At 70.1% G+C, this 18,053-nt stretch carries 17 protein-coding genes; 9 read left to right on the top strand and 8 right to left on the bottom strand.

What is annotated here, in order from left to right:
• The first annotated feature begins 55 nt into the window (after nt 1–55).
• The 6 genes from A5700_RS24530 to pth all read left to right on the top strand — a co-directional run bounded on the left by A5700_RS24530 (nt 56) and on the right by pth (nt 4,598).
• The gene (locus tag A5700_RS24530) at nt 56–1,036 is read left to right on the top strand and encodes a ribose-phosphate diphosphokinase (protein ID WP_068065207.1); all 981 of its coding nucleotides are present in this window, start codon (nt 56–58) and stop codon (nt 1,034–1,036) included.
• On the top strand, nt 1,037–1,381 hold the full coding sequence (arsC, locus tag A5700_RS24525; protein WP_068065208.1) for an arsenate reductase (glutaredoxin): 345 nt from the start codon (nt 1,037–1,039) through the stop codon (nt 1,379–1,381).
• Between the two features lie 47 nt (nt 1,382–1,428).
• The gene (locus tag A5700_RS24520; RefSeq protein ID WP_068065601.1) at nt 1,429–2,037 is read left to right on the top strand and encodes an LpqN/LpqT family lipoprotein; all 609 of its coding nucleotides are present in this window, start codon (nt 1,429–1,431) and stop codon (nt 2,035–2,037) included.
• Nucleotides 2,038–2,048: 11 nt separating this feature from the next.
• A complete protein-coding gene (locus A5700_RS24515) occupies nt 2,049–2,930 on the top strand; it encodes an oxidoreductase (RefSeq protein WP_068065209.1) in 882 nt (293 codons plus the stop codon).
• Nucleotides 2,931–3,368: 438 nt separating this feature from the next.
• Nucleotides 3,369–4,010: a 50S ribosomal protein L25/general stress protein Ctc gene (locus A5700_RS24510; protein WP_068065210.1), complete on the top strand. Its 642-nt coding sequence runs from the start codon at nt 3,369–3,371 to the stop codon at nt 4,008–4,010.
• A 12-nt stretch (nt 4,011–4,022) separates the two neighbouring features.
• Nucleotides 4,023–4,598, top strand: a complete 576-nt coding sequence (gene pth / locus A5700_RS24505; RefSeq protein WP_068065213.1) for an aminoacyl-tRNA hydrolase — start codon at nt 4,023–4,025, stop codon at nt 4,596–4,598.
• A 15-nt stretch (nt 4,599–4,613) separates the two neighbouring features.
• On the opposite strand, the gene A5700_RS24500 is transcribed toward pth, so the two are convergent.
• From A5700_RS24500 to A5700_RS24480, 5 genes are all read right to left on the bottom strand, one after another.
• Nucleotides 4,614–6,248: a fatty acyl-AMP ligase gene (locus A5700_RS24500; RefSeq protein ID WP_068065215.1), complete on the bottom strand. Its 1,635-nt coding sequence runs from the start codon at nt 6,246–6,248 to the stop codon at nt 4,614–4,616.
• Between the two features lie 317 nt (nt 6,249–6,565).
• On the bottom strand, nt 6,566–7,522 hold the full coding sequence (locus A5700_RS24495; RefSeq protein WP_068065217.1) for a 4-(cytidine 5'-diphospho)-2-C-methyl-D-erythritol kinase: 957 nt from the start codon (nt 7,520–7,522) through the stop codon (nt 6,566–6,568).
• 39 nt (nt 7,523–7,561) lie between these two features.
• Entirely contained in the window at nt 7,562–8,509 is a 948-nt protein-coding gene (gene rsmA / locus A5700_RS24490) for a 16S rRNA (adenine(1518)-N(6)/adenine(1519)-N(6))-dimethyltransferase RsmA (RefSeq protein WP_068065603.1), read from the bottom strand.
• Complete coding sequence (locus tag A5700_RS24485; RefSeq protein WP_068065221.1) at nt 8,473–9,561, bottom strand: resuscitation-promoting factor; 1,089 nt, start codon at nt 9,559–9,561, stop codon at nt 8,473–8,475. The genes rsmA and A5700_RS24485 overlap by 37 nt, the downstream gene beginning before the upstream one ends.
• A gap of 194 nt (nt 9,562–9,755) precedes the next feature.
• Nucleotides 9,756–10,607, bottom strand: coding sequence for a TatD family hydrolase (locus A5700_RS24480; protein ID WP_068065224.1), 852 nt, complete (start codon nt 10,605–10,607; stop codon nt 9,756–9,758).
• A gap of 19 nt (nt 10,608–10,626) precedes the next feature.
• On the opposite strand from A5700_RS24480, the gene metG reads away from it, so the two are divergent.
• The gene (gene metG, locus A5700_RS24475) at nt 10,627–12,195 is read left to right on the top strand and encodes a methionine--tRNA ligase (protein ID WP_068065226.1); all 1,569 of its coding nucleotides are present in this window, start codon (nt 10,627–10,629) and stop codon (nt 12,193–12,195) included.
• A gap of 109 nt (nt 12,196–12,304) precedes the next feature.
• Nucleotides 12,305–12,667 carry a PAS domain S-box protein gene (locus A5700_RS24470; protein WP_068065233.1) on the top strand — a complete coding sequence of 121 codons (363 nt, stop codon included), beginning with the start codon at nt 12,305–12,307 and terminating at the stop codon, nt 12,665–12,667.
• A gap of 10 nt (nt 12,668–12,677) precedes the next feature.
• On the opposite strand, the gene A5700_RS24465 is transcribed toward A5700_RS24470, so the two are convergent.
• The 3 genes from A5700_RS24465 to A5700_RS24455 form a co-directional block, all read right to left on the bottom strand.
• Nucleotides 12,678–14,600, bottom strand: coding sequence for a hypothetical protein (locus tag A5700_RS24465; RefSeq protein WP_369828305.1), 1,923 nt, complete (start codon nt 14,598–14,600; stop codon nt 12,678–12,680).
• 139 nt (nt 14,601–14,739) lie between these two features.
• Entirely contained in the window at nt 14,740–15,459 is a 720-nt protein-coding gene (locus A5700_RS24460) for a TetR/AcrR family transcriptional regulator (RefSeq protein WP_068065236.1), read from the bottom strand.
• A 128-nt stretch (nt 15,460–15,587) separates the two neighbouring features.
• Nucleotides 15,588–16,265 (bottom strand): TetR/AcrR family transcriptional regulator, encoded by a 678-nt coding sequence (locus A5700_RS24455; RefSeq protein WP_068065238.1) that lies wholly within the window; start codon nt 16,263–16,265, stop codon nt 15,588–15,590.
• Between the two features lie 536 nt (nt 16,266–16,801).
• On the opposite strand from A5700_RS24455, the gene A5700_RS24450 reads away from it, so the two are divergent.
• Nucleotides 16,802–18,007 (top strand): PPE family protein, encoded by a 1,206-nt coding sequence (locus A5700_RS24450; protein WP_068065241.1) that lies wholly within the window; start codon nt 16,802–16,804, stop codon nt 18,005–18,007.
• Nucleotides 18,008–18,053: the final 46 nt, after the last annotated feature.

Here is an 18,053-nt window from a genome sequence, read left to right as displayed (position 1 = left end):
GTACGATGGGGCGTTCCATTCCCCATCCCCACCCCGACACGGCGAGGGCAGTGCGTTGAGCCACGACTGGTCAGACAACCGCAAAAACTTGATGCTCTTCTCCGGTCGCGCGCACCCGGAGCTGGCCGAGCAGGTCGCCAAGGAGCTCGACGTCCACGTCACCGCGCAGACGGCCCGCGAATTCGCCAACGGCGAGATCTTCGTGCGGTTCCACGAGTCGGTGCGCGGCTGCGACGCCTTCGTGCTGCAGTCCGCGCCGTGGCCGGTCAACCGCTGGCTGATGGAGCAGCTGATCATGATCGACGCCCTCAAGCGGGGCAGCGCGAAGCGGATCACCGCCGTCATGCCGTTCTACCCCTACGCCCGGCAGGACAAGAAGCACCGCGGCCGCGAACCCATCTCGGCCCGGCTGGTCGCCGACCTGCTCAAGACCGCGGGCGCCGACCGGATCGTCACCGTCGACCTGCACACCGACCAGATCCAGGGCTTCTTCGACGGCCCGGTCGACCACATGCGCGGCCAGAACCTGCTGACCGGCTACATCCGGGACAACTACCCCGACGGCAACATGGTGGTCGTCTCCCCCGACTCGGGGCGGGTGCGCATCGCCGAGAAGTGGGCCGACGCGCTCGGTGGCGTCCCGCTGGCCTTCATCCACAAGACCCGCGACCCGCGGGTGCCCAACCAGGTGGTGTCCAACCGCGTCGTCGGTGAGGTCGCCGGGCGGACCTGCGTGCTGATCGACGACATGATCGACACCGGCGGCACCATCGCCGGTGCGGTGAAGCTGCTGCACGACGACGGCGCCAAGGACGTGATCATCGCGGCCACCCATGGCGTGCTGTCCGACCCGGCGTCCGAGCGCCTCGCGGCGTGCGGCGCCCGGGAGGTCATCGTCACCAACACCCTGCCGATCGGCGAGGAGAAGCGCTTCCCCCAACTGACCGTGCTGTCGATCGCCCCGCTGCTGGCCAGCACCATTCGCGCCGTTTTCGAAAACGGCTCTGTGACAGGGCTGTTTGACGGGGACGCCTAGATGGGCGGCACCGTCATCTATCACAACCCCAAGTGCAGCACCTCGCGCAAGACGCTGGAATTGTTGCGCGACAACGGGATCGAGCCCGAGGTGGTCCAGTACCTGAAGACCCCACCGTCGCGCGAGGAGCTGGCGCGGCTGATCCGCGACGCGGGCATCGAGGTTCGCGCCGCGGTGCGTAAACGCGAATCGCTGTACGGTGAACTGGGTTTGGCGGAGGCGGCCGACGAGGAGCTGCTCGACGCCATGGCCGAGCATCCCATCCTCATCGAACGTCCGTTCGTCGTGACACCCAAGGGCACCCGGCTGGCCCGGCCGATCGACGCGGTCCGCGAGATCCTGTGAAGGCGCGGCTGTATCGCGCCTGCGCCGCCGCGGTCGCGATCGGCGCCATGACGTGTGGGTGCGGGCCGGAAGCGCCTGACTACCAATCCGTTCTGTCGCGGACCACCACGACGACCACCAGCACCGCTGCGGCCGAGAAGCCCGTCCCGCTGTCGCAGTACCTGCAGAGCATCGGCGTCACCGGGACGCAGGTGGCCCCGGCGTCGCTGCACGACCTGACGGTGTCGATCCCGACCCCGCCGGGCTGGTCGCCGTTCACCAACCCGCACATCACGCCCGAGACGGTGATGATTGCCCAGGGCGGCAAGTACCCGACGGCGCGGCTGGTGGTGTTCAAGCTGACCGGGGACTTCGATCCCGCCCAGGTCGTCAAGCGCGGCAACGACGACGCGCAGCTGTTCGAGAACTTCAAGCAGCTCGACGCCTCCACCGCGCCGTTCAACGGGTTTCCGTCGTCGATGATCCAGGGCAGCTACGACCTGGACGGCATTCGCCTGCACAGCTTCAACCGGATCGTCATCGCCACCGGCTCGGCGCCCGACCATGCGCGCTATTTGGTACAGCTGACCATCACCGGCCTGGCCAATCAGGCGGCCGCGCAGTCCACCGACATCGAGACGATCATTCACGGCTTCGTCGTGGCGGCAGGTCACTAGGCTCTTCAGCCATGACCAATTGGACCGCGGCGGATCTGCCGTCGTTCGCGGGGCGCACCGTCGTGATCACCGGCGCTAACAGTGGGCTGGGCGCGGTGACGGCCCGCGAGTTGGCCGGCAAGGGCGCGACGCTGATCATGGCGGTCCGCGACGTCCGCAAGGGCGAGAAGGCCGCGCTGCACATCAGGGGCACCCATACCGGCCCGGTCGAGGTGCGCGAACTGGACCTGCAGGACCTGTCGTCGGTGCACCGGTTCGCCGACGGGGTGGACACGGTCGACGTGTTGATCAACAACGCCGGCATCATGGCGGCGCCGTACGCCCTGACGGTCGACGGGTTCGAGAGCCAGATCGGCACCAACCACCTCGGCCACTTCGCGCTGACCAACCTGCTGCTGCCCAAGCTGACCGACCGCGTGGTCAGCGTGTCGTCGATGGCGCACTGGGCGGGCCGCATCGACTTCGAGGACCTGAACTGGAAGAAGCGGCGCTACTCGCCGTGGCTGGCCTACAGCCAATCCAAGTTGGCCAACCTCCTGTTCACCAAGGAGCTGCAGCGGCGCCTCGGGGTGGCCGGCTCCCCGCTGCGAGCGCTGGCGGCCCACCCCGGCTACTCGCACACCAATCTGCAGGGCGCGTCCGGGCGGCGGCTGGGCGACGCGATGATGTCGGCCGTGACGCGGGTGGTCGCCACCGACGCCGACTTCGGCGCACGCCAGACGCTGTATGCGGCGTCACAACACCTGCCGGGCAACACCTTCATCGGCCCGCGATTCGGCCAGGTCGGCCGCACCCAACCGGTGGCGCGCAGCCGGCGCGCCCAGGACGGCGCGGCCGCGGCGGCGCTGTGGGAGCTCTCCGAGCAGCTCACCGGGACCCAGTTTCCGCTCTGAGGTCGCTGTCCAGGGTGGTAGGCGAAGTGCCCGCCTCACAGCGACAACGCGGCGACCCGCTCCAGGGCGGTGGCGGCGAGCCCTCTCCAGGGTGGTAGGCAAAGTGCCCGCCTCACAGCGACAACGCGGTGGACCCGTTCCAGGGCGGTAGGCGGCGAGCCCTGTCCAGGGTGGTAGGCGAAGTGCCCGCCTCGCAGCGACAACGCGGCGGCGCGCGCCGTTGTCGCTGTGAGGCGGGCACTTTGCACATGCCTTCCGTCCTGACCCTGACCCGCCTGCCGCCAATTTCCCCTCTCGCGCGCGGATGCGCTAACCTGACCGGGCGTCACGGCGAGGGTGGCTGGTCGACCAGCACCGTTATCGACGGAGACCGACTTTCACACAGTCGCGACCTTGCCGTGCCCCCCAGAAGGTAACGAGCAGTCGAGGAGCGACAGCATGGCGAAGGCCGCCGCAGGCAACGAACTCAAGGTCACGGTGCGCAGCGCCACCGGCAAGGGCGCGTCCCGGCGGGCCCGCCGCGACGGCAAAATCCCCGCCGTCCTCTACGGCCACGGCACCGATCCCCAGCACCTCGAACTGCCCGGCCACGACTTCGCGGCCGTGCTGCGGCACGCCGGCACCAACGCGGTCCTGACCCTCGACATCGAGGGCAAGGAGCAGCTGGCGCTGACCAAGTCGCTCGACATCCACCCGATCCGGCGCAGCATCCAGCACGCCGACCTGCTGGTCGTGCGGCGCGGCGAAAAGGTCACCGTCGAGGTCACCGTCGTCGTCGAGGGCGACCCCGTCCCCGGCGCGCTGGTCACCCAGGAGGCCAACGCCATCGAGATCGAGGCCGAGGCCCTGTCCATCCCCGAGCAGCTGACCGTGTCGGTCGAGGGCGCCGAGGAGGGCACTCAGATCAACGCGGGCCAGGTCGAATTGCCTCGCGGCGTGAACCTGGTCTCCGACCCGGAGACGCTGGTGGTCAACGTCGTCACCGCCCCCACCGCCGAGGACCTCGAAGGAGAGGTCGCGCAGGAGGAGGCCGAGACGGCCGAGGCCGAAGAGGCTGGCGCGCCCGAAGAGATCGAGTAGGCGGTCCGCGACGTGGCCGAGCCGTTACTGGTCGTCGGCCTGGGCAACCCCGGGGACAACTACGCCCGCACCCGCCACAACGTCGGCTTCATGGTCGCCGACGTGCTGGCCGCGCGGCTGGGCTCGACATTCAAGGCGCACAAGCGATCCGGCGCCGAAATCGTCACCGGCCGGCTGGCCGGGCGTTCGGTGGTGGTCGCCAAGCCGCGCTGCTACATGAACGAATCCGGCCGCCAGGTGGGGCCGTTGGCGAAGTTCTACTCGGTGGCCCCGGCCGACCTCGTCGTCGTGCACGACGACCTCGACCTGGACTTCGGTCGGATCCGGCTCAAGATGGGCGGCGGGGAGGGCGGCCACAACGGCCTGCGCTCGATCGCTGCGGCGTTGGGCAGCAAGGACTTTCACCGCGTGCGCGTCGGCATCGGCAGGCCGCCGGGGCGCAAGGACCCCGCGGCGTTCGTGCTGGAGCCGTTCAACGCCGGCGAGCGCGCCGAGGTCCCCACGATCTGCGAGCAGGCGGCCGACGCCACCGAACTGCTGATCGAGCTGGGCCTGGAGCCGGCGCAGAACCGGGTGCACGCCTGGTAGGCGCGCGCCAGCACCCTAGGTGACCAGCGTGACCGAGTTGGATCGGCGCAGCTTGCCCGACGGCGTCTTCGGGATGGTCCCCGGCCCGAGCACCACCACGTTGCGCGGCCGCATGTCGACCTCGGCCACCACCTCACGGGCGACCTGGTGCTCGATGCGCCGGACCTCGGCCGGGTCCTGCCAGGCGTTGGATTCGACGGCGACGGCGAACGTCTCGCGGGAGTGGCCCGCGTCCAGACGCACGGCGACGGCGCAGCCGGGCCGCACGCCCTCGACGCGGCACGCGGCGCGCTCGATGTCGGTGGGGTAGATGTTGCGGCCCGCCATGATGATGACGTCCTTGACGCGGCCGCACACCACGACGTGACCCTCCTCGGTCAGGTAACCGAGGTCGCCGGTGTCATACCAGCCGTTCTCGTCCTGGGCCGGGATGAACCCGCCCATGGTCAGGTAGCCCGGTGTCAGGCTTTCGCCGCGCAACTCGATGACCCCGACGCCGCGGGCGGGCATCACGTCGCCGTTGTCGTCGATGATGCGGGCCTCGAGGTCGCGCAGCAGCGGCCCCAGCGTCGCCAGCCGGCGGGTGTTGCCCTTGGTGGCGGGCACGGCGCGGCGCAGGGCGGCCAGCAGGTCGGCGTCCACCTCGTCGACCACCAGGCCGGCGTCGCACTCGGAGAAGGAGACGGCCAGCGTCGTCTCGGCCATGCCGTAGGCCGGCAGGATCGCCGAGGGCCGCAGGCCGAACGGCGCGCCCGCGTCCAGCAGGTCCTCGACGTCGGCGGGCTCGACGGGCTCGGCGCCCGACAGGGCGAACCGCAGGGTGGACAGGTCGAAGTCGCCGGGCTTGGCGTTGCGGCGCAACCGCTTGGCCAGCAGCGCGTAGGCGAAGTTGGGCGCCGCGGTCATGGTGCCCTTGTACTTGTCGATCAGCTTGGCCCACAGCAGCGTGTCCCGCAGGAAGTCCATCGGGGTGACCTTGACCAGCTCGGCCCCGAAGTACATCGGGATGGTGAGGAAGCCGACCATCCCCATGTCGTGGAAGCAGGGCAGCCAGCTGACCATGACGTCGTGGTTGACGTCGTACTGGGCGCCGATGAACATCGCCTCGGCGTTGGAATAGATGTTGCGGTGGGTGATCTGCACGGCCTTGGGCGATCCCGTCGAACCGCTCGTCAGCTGCATCAGCGCCAGGTCGTCCTCGCCCACCTCGACGGGGTCGATCGGGTCGGCGGCCAGCAGGTCACCGACGGTGAGGACCTGGATGCCCTTCTCCTCGAGCACCGGGATGGCGACCAGGAATGGTTCCGAGACGATGACGGCCCGCGCCTCGATCATGCCGATGACGTTCATGGTGTCCTCGGCCCAGACGGCGAGGTCGGTGCGCGGGGTGGGCTGGTGCAGCATCGTCAGGCTGGCGCCGCGCATCCACAGGCCCTGCGCCGTCGGCGCGATCTCGACCGGGAAGCCGGCGAGCACGCCGACGGCGTCGCCGAGGCCGATATCCGCGGCGGCCAGGCCCCCGGCGATGCGCCGGGCGCGCTCGTGGACCTCGCCCCAGGTGTGCCGGACCGGTTCGTGAGGCTCACCGGTGACCATGCCCGTCGTCACGGTCCGGGCATTGCGGTACATCTTCTCGGTAAACCTGCTCACGCATACCTCCTCGGTTCGGGCTCGCTCCCCAGCGCCCGGGATCTGATAGTCCGCCTGTGGGAAAACACTTGACCGCAGGCGCGCCACGGTTGGGCGGCAGTCAGGTCTGCAATCGGTGCCGGCGCCTCGAGGGCGCGACGCCCGGCCGCCCACTGAGCGCGCGGGCGGCGCGGCCACGCCCGAACGATCAGTCGTCCGCCGGCAGGTCCGGCGGACGACGAATCAGTGTGATCTTGCTCAATGGTCTCGGTCACCGCGGCTTATCTTAAACTCCTCTTAGGGAGCCGCCCAAGCATTTGGCGATTTTGCGGCGGTTTTCACACTTCCGTCGGCGTCGGCACCACGCGGGCGCCGGCGACCGGCCCGCTGGCCACCCGCACGGTGCGGCAGACGCCGGCCCCGGCCACCTCGGCGCCCACCTCCACGGCCGACTCGGCCGACGAGCACAGGAAGGCGCACGTCGGCCCGGACCCGGACACGACGCCGGCCAGGGCGCCGGCCTGGACCCCGGCGCGCAGCGCGCGGCGCAGATCCGGGTTCAGGCTCACGGCGGCCGCCTGCAGCTCGTTGCCCAGTAGCGGCGCCAGCTGTTCGGCGTCGCCGGCCGCCAGCGCGGCCAGCACCGGCCCCGGGCCGGGCAGCCGCGGCGGGTCCCCCGTCTCGCGCAGCCGGTCGAGTTCGGCGAACACCTTGCGGGTCAGCAGCTCACCGTGGGCGAACGCCAGCACCCAGTGAAAGGTGTTCCGCGACAACACCGTCGCCAACTCCTCGCCGCGGCCGGTACCGAGCGCGGTGCCGCCGTGCAGCGCGAACGGCACGTCGCTGCCGAGCCGGGCGGCCAGCGCGTGCAGGTCGCGGCGCGGCAGACCCAGCTCCCACAGCGTGTTCATCGCGACCAGCACGGCGGCGGCGTCGGCGCTGCCGCCGGCCATGCCGCCGGCGACCGGGATCGACTTGTCAATCAAGATCGAGACGTCCGGCGCCCGGCCGACGTGCTCGGCCATCAGTTCGGCGGCCTGCCAGGCCAGGTTGCGCTCGTCGGTGGGCAACGTCGCGGCGCCCTCGCCGACGACCTCGAGCGAGAGGACGTCGGCGTTGCGGACCGTCACCTCGTCGAGCAGCGAGACGGCGTGGAAGATCGTGTTCAGCTCGTGGTAGCCGTCCTCGCGGCGGTCGCCGACCGCCAGGTAAAGGTTGACCTTGCCGGGCACCCGGACGGTGACCGAGCCGGTGGGCACCCACTGCGCGGCGGTGCTGCCGTCAGACGCTGACACCGCAGCAGACTATCGCGGGACGGCCCGCGGGCCGCGGGTTCAGCGCGCCGGGGCCTGCCGGTCGGCCGGCCCGGGGCTGGCCGCCTCCGGATCTGGGTCGGCGGAGCGCTGCAACAGCCGCACGAAGTCGTCGATGGCCAGCGTCTCGCCGCGGCGCGCGGGGTCGATGCTGGCGGCCAACAGGCGATTGGCCGACTCGTTGCCCGACCCGGCCCAGTCCACGAAGGCGTTGCGGCAGGTCTTGCGGCGCTGCGCGAACGCGACGTCGATCAGGTGGAAGACCTGCTTGCGAAAGTCCGGGTCGGTGGGCCACGGCGAGCTGGCGTACCGGTCGATGCGGACCAGCCCGGAGTAGACGCGGGGAATCGGCCAGAACACCGTCGGCGAGACCATGCCGCAGCGGCGCACCTGCCCGTAGTAGCGGACCTTCACGCTGGGCACGCCGTACTCCTTGCCGCCGGGCTCGGCGGCCAGGCGCTCGGCCACCTCGGCCTGCACCATCACCGTCACCACCCGGATGGAGGGGAACTCGGCCAGCAGGTGCAGCAGCGCCGGGACGGCCACGTTGTAGGGCAGGTTCGCCACCAGCGCGGTGGGCGCGTCGGCCACCTCGTCGCGGCGCAGGGTCAGGACGTCGCGGTTGAGCACCGTCAGGCGCCCGCTTTCGCTGTGCGAGTGCTCGGCGACCGTCTGCGGGAGCCGCGCGGCCAGCACGGGATCGATCTCCACGGCGGTGACGGCGGCCCCGCGTTCCAGCAGGGCCAGCGTCAGGGAGCCCAACCCGGGACCGACCTCCAGGACGTGATCGGCGCGGCCGACCCCGGCGGTCGACACCACGCGACGCACGGTGTTGGCGTCGTGCACAAAGTTCTGGCCGAGCGATTTGCGCGGCCGTACGTCAAGCTCCCTGGCCAGCTGCCTGATCTCGGTGCGCCCGAGCAGCCGGATGGTCAGCTCGCACCAGCTCGTCCGCTGCACACGGGCCAGGCTCCCCACCCCTGGCGCGCCCGCGTCACCTCGGCGATCGCGATCTGCTCCTCGCGGGTCGCCAGGTCGGCGCGCGCGGCGAAGCGCAGGCCGCCGTTGCGCTCCCAGGTGCCCTGATCGAACTGCACGCCACCGTAGTACCCGTTGCCGCTGTTGATCGCCCAGTTACCGCCGGCCTCGCAGCTCGCGATCGCGTCCCAGGTGGCGCCTTCGACCACCGGCGGGACGTCGGTTCCGGGCTTGGTGCCGACGCGCACCACGGCGTCACGGGCGGGCGTGATCACCGAGTTGGCGATGGGCAGCCGGCCGGTCTCGACCCCGTTGACGGTCGCGATGGCGTAGGTGACGTCCTGCGTGCCGGGCGCGCCCGGGTCTTCGACGACCTGACGGCTCATGTTCATGTCCGGGTCCTCGATCCGCCGGGCGAACGGCGGCAGCGCCGTCCGCTCGGTGACCCGCTGGATCCGGTTGCGGGTCACCAGGATCTCCATGCCGTCGGAGATGGGTGTGGTCGCCGCGGGCACCACCTGGTCGCTGTCGGCCAGCGGCGCGCCGGCGGCGCTGAGCAGGCCCCCGACGTTGGGCGCCGGCAGGTGCACGGTGCGGATCGCGCCGCCGTCGTTGATGCGGACCGTCTTCGCGCTGACGACCGGCAGCGCCATCCCGGCCAGGGGCACGCGGCTGCCCCGCGAGGCCGCCGCGGGCGCGGTGTCGGTCATGGCCAGCTGGGCCAGCGCCTCGTCGACGGTGGACGCGGTGGTCCACACCTGCTTGGTGTCGTGGCCGTCCAGCGAGATCTGCAACGGGCGGCTGCGCCGTAGCACGATCTTGCCGGCATCCCGCACGGCGACATCTGCGGCGGGATAGAGATCGTCACGGTCGTCGACGACGAAGCCGTTCTCCTGAACGACGTCGAGCACCCGGGACTTCATCGTGGTCACCTGCATCGCGATGCCGTCGACCGTCAGAGTCACCGTCTTGCACGCCGAAACCGCGAAACCGCCGGCACAAGCCAGCACTACCAGCAAGCCTCCGACGATCAACCGCAGCATCGGCGACGGACTCTGATGAAGTTTTGTCACTATGCTCAACGCGCGTCCCGACCTCAACAATTACTCAGCAAGCCATAAATGAAGGGCCCTAGGCGAGCCCCAAACCGTTCGATCACAAGACGGTAACGAACCGGCCAATGTTGGGCAACTCTGGCGCGGCGATGTTAGGAGAATCTCCCTACCGCCCGCGCCCGCTAGGGCGCCGGCAGGCCGTAGACCCGCCGGGCGTTGGCCGCCGTGACCTGCGCCACGTCCTCGGGGCGCCGACCGACGAGTTCGGCGATCGCCCGGACAGTATAAGGAAGGCAATACGGCTCGTTGGGCGCGCCGCGATAAGGATGTGGCGTCAGAAAAGGCGCGTCCGTCTCCACCAACAACTGCTCGTCCGGGATCAGCGAAACGGCGTCGCGCAGGGCGCGGGCATTGCGGAAACTCACGGTCCCGGACAGGCTGAGCAGCCAGCCGGAATCGACACAGCGCCGCGCCATGGCCGCGTCCGACGAGAAGCAGTGGAAGATCACGGTCTGTGGGGCGCCCTCGGCCGCCAGCACGTCGAGCACCGCGGCGTCGGCGTCGCGATTGTGGATCATCAGCGGTTTCCCGGCCCGCTTGGCCAGCTCGATGTGCCACGCGAACGCGTCGCGCTGCGCGTCCGGGGCGGCGCAGCCGTCCAAGCGCCCGGGCCAGTACAGGTCCATGCCGGTCTCGCCCACCGCCACCACCCGCGGGTGCGCCGCCAGCCGCTCGATCTCGGCGCGCGCGTCGTCGTCGAGGGCGTCGGCGCGCGTCGGGTGCAGGGCGACCGCGGCGTACACCCGGTCATCCCAGTCCGCGGCGCGGGTCACCCAGCGCGCCGAGTCGAGGTCGTCGGCGATGGTGACCACCGCGCCCACCCCGACCGCCGCGGCGCGGTCCACGATGGCGCGCACCGACGCGGCGTCGTGAGCGCCGCAGGCGTCGAGGTGGGTGTGGGCGTCGATCAGGGGCGCCAGCGGCGGCGGGGCGGGCGGCGCTTCGCGTTGTCGTCGGTCCGAGCTCACGGGCACACAATAAGGTGGTTTCTCGATGAGGCCGTTCTATGTCACCACCGCGATCACGTACCCCAACGGCAACCCGCACGTCGGGCACGCCTACGAGTACATCGCCACCGACGCCATCGCGCGCTTCAAGCGGCTCGACGGCTTCGACGTGCGGTTCCTGACCGGCACCGACGAGCACGGCCTGAAGATGGTCGAGACGGCGGCCGCCGAGGGCATCCCGACGGCCCAGCTGGCGCGGCGCAACTCCGACGTCTTCCAGCGGCTGCAGGAGAAGCTGAACATCTCCTTCGACCGCTTCATCCGCACCACCGACGCCGACCACCACGAGGCGTCCAAGGCGATCTGGCGCCGCATGGAGGCCGCGGGCGACATCTACCTGGACAGCTACTCGGGCTGGTATTCGGTGCGCGACGAGCGGTTCTTCGTCGAGTCGGAGACCGCCGTGGTCGACGGGACCCGGGTCGCCGTCGAGACGGGCACGCCGGTGACGTGGACCGAAGAGCAGACGTACTTCTTCCGGCTGTCGGCGTACGGGGACAAGTTGCTGGCCCACTACGAGGCCAATCCCGACTTCATCGCCCCCGAGGTGCGGCGCAACGAGGTCGTCAGCTTCGTCTCCGGCGGCCTGCGCGACCTGTCCATCTCGCGGACGTCGTTCGACTGGGGCGTCAAGGTGCCCGACCATCCCGATCACGTCATGTACGTCTGGGTCGACGCGCTGACCAACTACCTCACCGGCGTCGGCTATCCCGACACCGAATCCCCGCTGTTCCAACGCTATTGGCCGGCCGACCTGCACATGATCGGCAAGGACATCCTGCGCTTCCACACCGTCTACTGGCCGGCGTTTCTCATGTCGGCCGGGATCGAACTGCCGCGGCGGGTGTTCGCGCACGGGTTCCTGCTCAACCGCGGCGAGAAGATGAGCAAGTCGATCGGCAACGTGGTCGACCCGTTCGCGCTGGTCGACACCTTCGGCCTCGACCAGCTGCGCTACTTCCTGCTGCGCGAGGTGCCGTTCGGCCAGGACGGCAGCTACACCGAGGACGCCATCGTCACCCGAATCAACGCCGACCTGGCCAACGAGCTCGGCAACCTCGCCCAGCGATCGCTGTCGATGGTGGCCAAGAACCTCGACGGCGTGGTCCCCGAGCCCGGCGCGTTCACCGCCGAGGACGCCGAGTTGCTCGACGCGGCCGACGGCCTGCTCGATCGGGTGCGCGCCGCCTTCGACAGCCAGGCCATGCACCTGGCCCTGGAGGCCATCTGGCTGATGCTGGGCGCGGCCAACAGATACTTCTCCGCCCAGCAGCCGTGGGTGTTACGCAAGAGTGCGGCCGCGTCGGACCAACAGCGTTTTGGCACAGTGCTTTACACGACGTGCGAGGCCGTGCGCATCGCGGCGCTGCTCATCCAGCCGGTCTTGCCGGACTCCGCCGCCAAACTGCTGGAGCTGCTGGGCCAGCCGCCCGAGCAGCGCAGCTTCGCCGCCGTCGGTTCTCGGCTAACCCCGGGCACGGTGCTGCCGGCACCGAGCGGGGTGTTCCCGCGGTACCAGCCACCGAGCGACGACGGGCCGGCGAAAACGAAATGACCAGTGGTCATGGCGTCGCGTCGCCGATCTGGTGTCGGCCATATGTTCTGCCATAGGCCATAATCGGGCCGTGGACCGACGACAGAATCGGCAAACCGGGCAGTCCCCGATGACGGCCCTCAAGCAGCTGCCCGCGCTGGTGGTGCTGGAACGCATTCCGGTTCCCGTCCTGGCCATCGGCGACGACGGCAGCATCCTGTTCACCAACGGCGCGTTCGCCGAGATGGTGGGCTGCGACGCCGAGGAGATCCTGTCGCTGCGCTTCGACCAGATCTTCCACGACGCGCCCGCGTCGGAGTCCCTGCTCTCGACGGTGCACGCGCTGGCCAACGAGGTGGTCGGCCTGGTGCACAAGGACGGCTCGGTGGTGCGCGCGCTGATGAGCAAATCGGCCACCCGGCGCGCCGACGACCAATTCGTGCTCGCCGTGTTCCAGGATCTCACCGAACAACTGTGGAAAGACGGCGACTAACGCCGCACCGCTAGCGTCGGCGTGACTCGCGCCGGGTGCGCAGCACGATCACCGCGACGCCCACCACGGCCACCGCGGCCCACGCCCCGCCGAACCACCACAGCCACCCGCGATCCGCGTGACTCGCCGCGGTCGCGGCCGCCGCGGCGGCGGCCGCCGGCGAGTTCTCGACGATCACCGGGTCCTGCCCCTGGGTCGACAGCACCGCGACGCCCTTGAGGCGCTGCCAGCGCTTGACGTCGGTGTTGAGCCAGCGCAACAGCTCGTCGAGTTGGGCGGGCGCGCCGTTGGAGGTGGCGACCAACAGCGACCGGCCGCGGTTAAAAACCGTTTGCAGAGAAGCGAATCGCAGCGCCGGGTCCAACGACAGCTTCGTCGGCTTGCCGCCGGATTCGACGGCGTTGACCGTGATGGGCCCGCTGGGGCCCGCCGACACCGGCAGCGTGACGTCGGAGTGGTTCCACCCGTCGGCCGCGATCAGCACCGCGGGGTTGGGCGAGTCGAGCGCCTGTTGCACGCTGGTGACCGCGGTGTCGATGGGAATCGAGCTGATCCGCTGCAAGCCCACCATGAGGTTGACCGCGCGCACGGTGTCGATCAGCGACTTGTCACCGATGCCGACCTGCACCCGCGGCATCAGGGACTGCGGCACCGACTGCATGCCGTCGGGCACCGGGGGCGCGGCGCGGGTGCTCTGAATGGTGCTGTCGCCGTTGATGTTCAGGGTAAGCAGCTGATTCCCCGCGCCGGCGGTGTAGAAGTCCCCGCAGTGGCCGATGTTCGACGCGACGTCGAGCACCACGTCGACGCTGGTGTAGCGCTGCAGCAGCCGGTCGGGGACGTCGACCCAGCGGTCGATGACCCCCTGGCCGTCCGTCGGCCACTGGTCGATGTTCTCCGGGCCGACCGTCACGGCGATCCGGCCGCCGATGTTGGCCGGCGTCGGGGTGTAGGAGCCTTGCAGGTGCACCCGCACCCCGTGGATCGACCTGCCGAAGCGGGTTTGGTCCACGCCGATCGACACCCGGGGCTGCAACGAGGTGGCGTTGGCGAACTGCTGCCCGAGATCGCGCAGCTTGACGGTGTCGCCCGGCAGCTGCGGGGCGGTCTTCACCGACTCCGCCGACGCCCGGGCCGTCAGCGCCAGGTCGGACACGTCGCTGAAGAGCACGGCGGTGTCGGATTCGTCGGTCTTGCCCAATGGGCCCGAGACCTGCAGCCAGGTCGCGGTGCCGCCGCCCTGCACGGTCAGCCCGTTGTCCGACCCCTCCTTGACGACGACCTGGCGTTCCAACGGTTGCGGCGGCGTGGGCGGTGCCGTCTGCCCCTCGTTCAGCGGTACCACCGTGATCTCTGGCGTCTGCCGCCCATAGCGCGAGGCCGCCGAGGCGGCCAGCTGGATCGCGGCGCCGGACTCACCGGCGGTGGGCGATTGCGGCAGGAAGATGGTCAGCTTGCGCAGCACCGGCGGCAGGAAGTGCGCCACCGTCGTGGGCGGGCGTTCGACGCCGGTGTAGGTGACGGTGCCGTTGGTCAGCCGCAGCGGGCTCTCCGGGTAGAGGCAGAATCCGTCCAGCGGCACCAGGTACGTCCGCAGCGTCAGGGTCAGCCAGTTGTCGATGACCTCCGCGCCGGCCAGCGGGATGACGATCGGCGTCTGATCCGCGGTCGGCAGGTTCAGCCGCGCGATGGTGCGGTCGTCCTGAGTCACGGTGAGCGTCCCGGATCGCAGGTTGATCGGCAGTTCGACCGTCGCGTTCAGCGCGGCCGGCGTCAACCCCCGCAACACCGGCACCCTGAGCTGTTGGGACGTGGTCTGACCCCAGAACTCCAGGCTCGGGGCCAGCCCGAGGTCGCTCAGCGTCATGGTCGGCGAGTCGGTGGTGGTGGCACCCGGATCGGTGGGCGCGGCCCACGCCGCCGGCGCGCTCATCACCAGGAATCCGAGAACAGCGGCCAGCGCGGCACCTTTGCCCAGCCATCTCCGGTACGTCACCGGAGCAGTATTGCACTGTTGAACTCGCGTCAAGCCCAAGACCGGAAAGCCGTGTTGAGGGGGCGGGTTTCGCGTCTTAGGCGGATCCCGGCGCGCTCGTCGGCCCGTCGCCGGCGGGTTCGGCGGCGGTAGCCGTGGCGTGGCGCAGCGCCTCGCGGGCCAGGAACTGCCGGATGTAGGACAGCGACGCGTCGGTCACGATGCCGGGCAGCAAATAGCTCCAGATCTGCAGCAGCCGGCCGGCGCGTTCGCCGACCTCGCCCGCGTTCGTCCGGTCCCCGTGCTGCGCCGTGGCCATCAGTCGCAGCCCGAACATGGCGCCCACCATCGACACGCTCAGCGTCTGCGGGTCGATGTCCTCGCGCAGGTCACCCTCCTTGATGGCCCGCCGGGCCTGGGCGGTCATGGCCGCGGTCAGGTCGCCGTAGAAACCCGCCGCCGCGGCGTTGTAACCGGCCAGCGCCGCGGCCAGCCGCTCGGCGATGCGGGCCTGTCTGTCGAGGGTCAGCACCTCGTTGACGGTGAAGGTGCCGTGGACCATGTTCTCCAGCCCCGGCGACGACGCCTTGCAGACGTTGCGGAACGCGTCGAGCAAGATCTCGGACCCCTCGGCGATCAGGGCCGCGGCCAGCGAGTCCTTGGAGTCGAAGTGGTGATAGAGGGCGCCCTTGGTCATCCCGGTGCGCTCGATGATCGTGGCCCACCCGGCGCCCGCATAACCCACCTCGCCGAACACGTCGATCGCGGCGTCGAGGATCTTGCGCCGCGTCGCCTCGGATCGGACCTGACGAGCCATTACCCCCCCTGCACAACGGTGTCTCGTCGAAGCGCAGATGATCTCTGGTCTTGCACATCCCAGTGAGGGCCCAAGATATCAGCTGCGCCGCCGCGCGGTTTCGGGCGCGAAGGCCCCGCCGGGGCCCGTCAGGGCTCCTCGTCGTCGGCGGTGCAGGTGTTGACCGCCAGCGTCGCGCGCCGCCGGACGAACTGGCGGAAGTAGTCGAGTCGGTCGGGCTTGAGGATGCCGGGCAGCAGCAGGTACCAGCATTTTTCGACGTCGCGCAGGAAGCGTTCCGGCTCGTCGAGGTCGCTGGTCTTGCGCAGGCCCATGTGCAGGGACACCAGCATGCGTCCCAAGTCTTGCGGCCCGCAGGACTCGGGGATGTCGCCCTCGGATATGCCCCGGGAGACGACGGCGCCCAGCGCCTCGACCCACTCGTTGAACAGCCGGGCCTGCAGCCCCTCGGCCCGCCCGACCGACTCGATCAGGTTCAGGCCGGCTCGGATCAGGTCCGACTGGATGTCCTGGACCGCGATCAGAAACGAGAAGTCGATCAGGGTCTCCAGTCCGGACAACCCCCGGGTCGACAGCTCGTCGACGGCGACCGCGGCGCCCGCGGTCTGCTTGTCGATGATCGCGACGGCCAGCGCGTGCTTGGACTTGAAATGGAAGTACATCGCGCCCTTGGTGAGCTCGGCCTCGGCGAGGATGTCATCGAGGCCGACGTCGTGATAGGGCCGGCGCGCGAATTGATGGGACGCCGCGCGCAAGATCTGTCCGCGCGTCGCATCGGCGCGTCCATCGGTCGAGGTACCGGGCATCGTCGTGCGGACTCAGCGCCCGGCGGGTCGAAAACCGACGACAAGTATGGATTTACGGTCGTGGACAGGGGGCCGCCCGGTGCCGTCCCCGGCCCCGCGATCGGCTGAACCGGCCCCGCGACCGGCTCGACCGGCCACGCGACCGGAGTCGACGCGGCTCACGTCCACGACGCCTCGCTTGAGCAGAGCACTGAAACCTCGGTTCTCTAGCGGGCCACCGGCGATCTGACCTGCAACGTTGTGAACTCTCAGGCTACTCCAGACGCAAGCAGCCGCCAGTCACCTTAGTTGACGTGCTCGTCAAATACTTGCGGTCTACATCACAGCGTGTTGTCAAACTAATAGTATGTTTTGTACGTTATTGTCAGAAAGTCAGTTTGCGGCACCCCATCGCCACTGGACTTCGGTCCGGGCGGCAAGGCCAAGCAACACGCTCGTCTCTTCGAAAGGCGTTAGGGGAACCACATGGCGTTGAACACCAAGGCACCGGGGCCGCAGGCCCCGGGCTGTCGCGAGTTCCGCGGCCGGGGTGTGCAGTGATCGACTTCGGCGCGTTCCCCCCGGAGTTCAACTCCGCGCGGATGTACGCCGGTCCCGGCCCGGTGTCGCTGACGGCGGCGGCCCTGGCCTGGGACGGCTTGGCCGCCGAACTGCACTCGGCGGCCAGCACCTACCGGTCGGTGATCACGGGGCTGACCACCGCCCGCTGGATGGGCCCCACCTCGCTGGCGATGGCCTCGGCGTTCGCCCCCTACATGGCCTGGACCGCCGGCGCCGCGGCGCGGGCGGCGGAAGCCGCCGGCCAGGCGAGGCTCGCCGTGGAGATCTACGAGGCGGCCTTCGCGATGACCGTTCCGCCGCCGGCCGTCACCGCCAACCGCGTCCAGCTCGCCACCCTGCTGGCCACCAACTTCTTCGGGCAGAACTCCGCGGCGATCGCCGCCACCGAGGCCGAGTACGGCGAGATGTGGGCCCAGGATGCCGCCGCGATGTACGAGTACGCGGCGGGCTCGGCGGCGGCGTGCGACGTCACGCCGTTCCTGTCACCGCCCGACGTCGTCGACCCGGTCGGGGTGTCCAACCAGAGCACCGCGGTGAGCACCGCGCTCGGCATGTCCGCCACCCAGCACGCGGCGAACATCGTCTCCTCGGTGCCCACCACTCTCCAGACGCTGGCCTCCCCCACGACCGCCACCACCTCGTCGCTGGGTTCGACCCTGGGCTCCGCGGTGACCGGCAGCGTGACCAGCGCGGCCACCGACTCGACCTCCTCGTCGATCGTCTCCGCCCTGGTGTCCAGCGTCCCGGGCTCCATCCCCAGCTACTTCATGGCCGGCGCCACGCCGCTGTACGGCATGTCGTCCATCCTGGGCATCGCCCAGACCGCGCAGGGCCTGGCCAAGGCGGCCAGCGACGGCGCGATCGCCGCCGCCGGAACGGCCGCGAGCGCCGCCAGCTCCGGCGCCGGCGCGCTCGGCTCGCTGGGTTCCGGGGTGATGGGCAGCCTCGGCAGCGCGGCTTCGTTGGGCCCGCTGGCCGTGCCGGCCAGTTGGACCAGCGTCATCCCGTCGGCCAACCTCACCGCCGCGCTGCCCGCCGTCGCCATCAACAGCCCGTCAATGCCGCCCAGCATGTTGGGTTCGCTGCCGCGCCTGGCCGCCGCCTCCGGCAAGACGCTCGGTCCCCGCTACGGCGTCATTCCCACCGTGATGACGCGGCCCCCGTCCGCCGGCTACGGATAGGCCGGCTGATGCGCCGCCCGCCCCGACGAATCCAGCCCAGCCCGCC

The sequence above is a fragment of the Mycobacterium sp. E1214 genome (genome assembly GCF_001666755.1).
Lineage (GTDB): Bacteria > Actinomycetota > Actinomycetes > Mycobacteriales > Mycobacteriaceae > Mycobacterium.
This window is presented reverse-complemented; position numbering and strand designations above follow the sequence as displayed.

What these genes read in the sequence shown, in the direction of transcription:
- A5700_RS24455 (WP_068065238.1), bottom strand. Translation starts at nt 16,265, where the DNA reads ATGCCCGGTACCTCGACCGATGGACGCGCCGATGCGACGCGCGGACAG.
- A5700_RS24520 (WP_068065601.1), top strand. Translation starts at nt 1,429, where the DNA reads ATGACGTGTGGGTGCGGGCCGGAAGCGCCTGACTACCAATCCGTTCTG.
- A5700_RS24515 (WP_068065209.1), top strand. Translation starts at nt 2,049, where the DNA reads ATGACCAATTGGACCGCGGCGGATCTGCCGTCGTTCGCGGGGCGCACC.
- metG (WP_068065226.1), top strand. Translation starts at nt 10,627, where the DNA reads ATGAGGCCGTTCTATGTCACCACCGCGATCACGTACCCCAACGGCAAC.
- A5700_RS24465 (WP_369828305.1), bottom strand. Translation starts at nt 14,600, where the DNA reads ATGAGCGCGCCGGCGGCGTGGGCCGCGCCCACCGATCCGGGTGCCACC.
- A5700_RS24510 (WP_068065210.1), top strand. Translation starts at nt 3,369, where the DNA reads ATGGCGAAGGCCGCCGCAGGCAACGAACTCAAGGTCACGGTGCGCAGC.
- arsC (WP_068065208.1), top strand. Translation starts at nt 1,037, where the DNA reads ATGGGCGGCACCGTCATCTATCACAACCCCAAGTGCAGCACCTCGCGC.
- A5700_RS24485 (WP_068065221.1), bottom strand. Translation starts at nt 9,561, where the DNA reads ATGCTGCGGTTGATCGTCGGAGGCTTGCTGGTAGTGCTGGCTTGTGCC.
- A5700_RS24470 (WP_068065233.1), top strand. Translation starts at nt 12,305, where the DNA reads ATGACGGCCCTCAAGCAGCTGCCCGCGCTGGTGGTGCTGGAACGCATT.
- A5700_RS24460 (WP_068065236.1), bottom strand. Translation starts at nt 15,459, where the DNA reads ATGGCTCGTCAGGTCCGATCCGAGGCGACGCGGCGCAAGATCCTCGAC.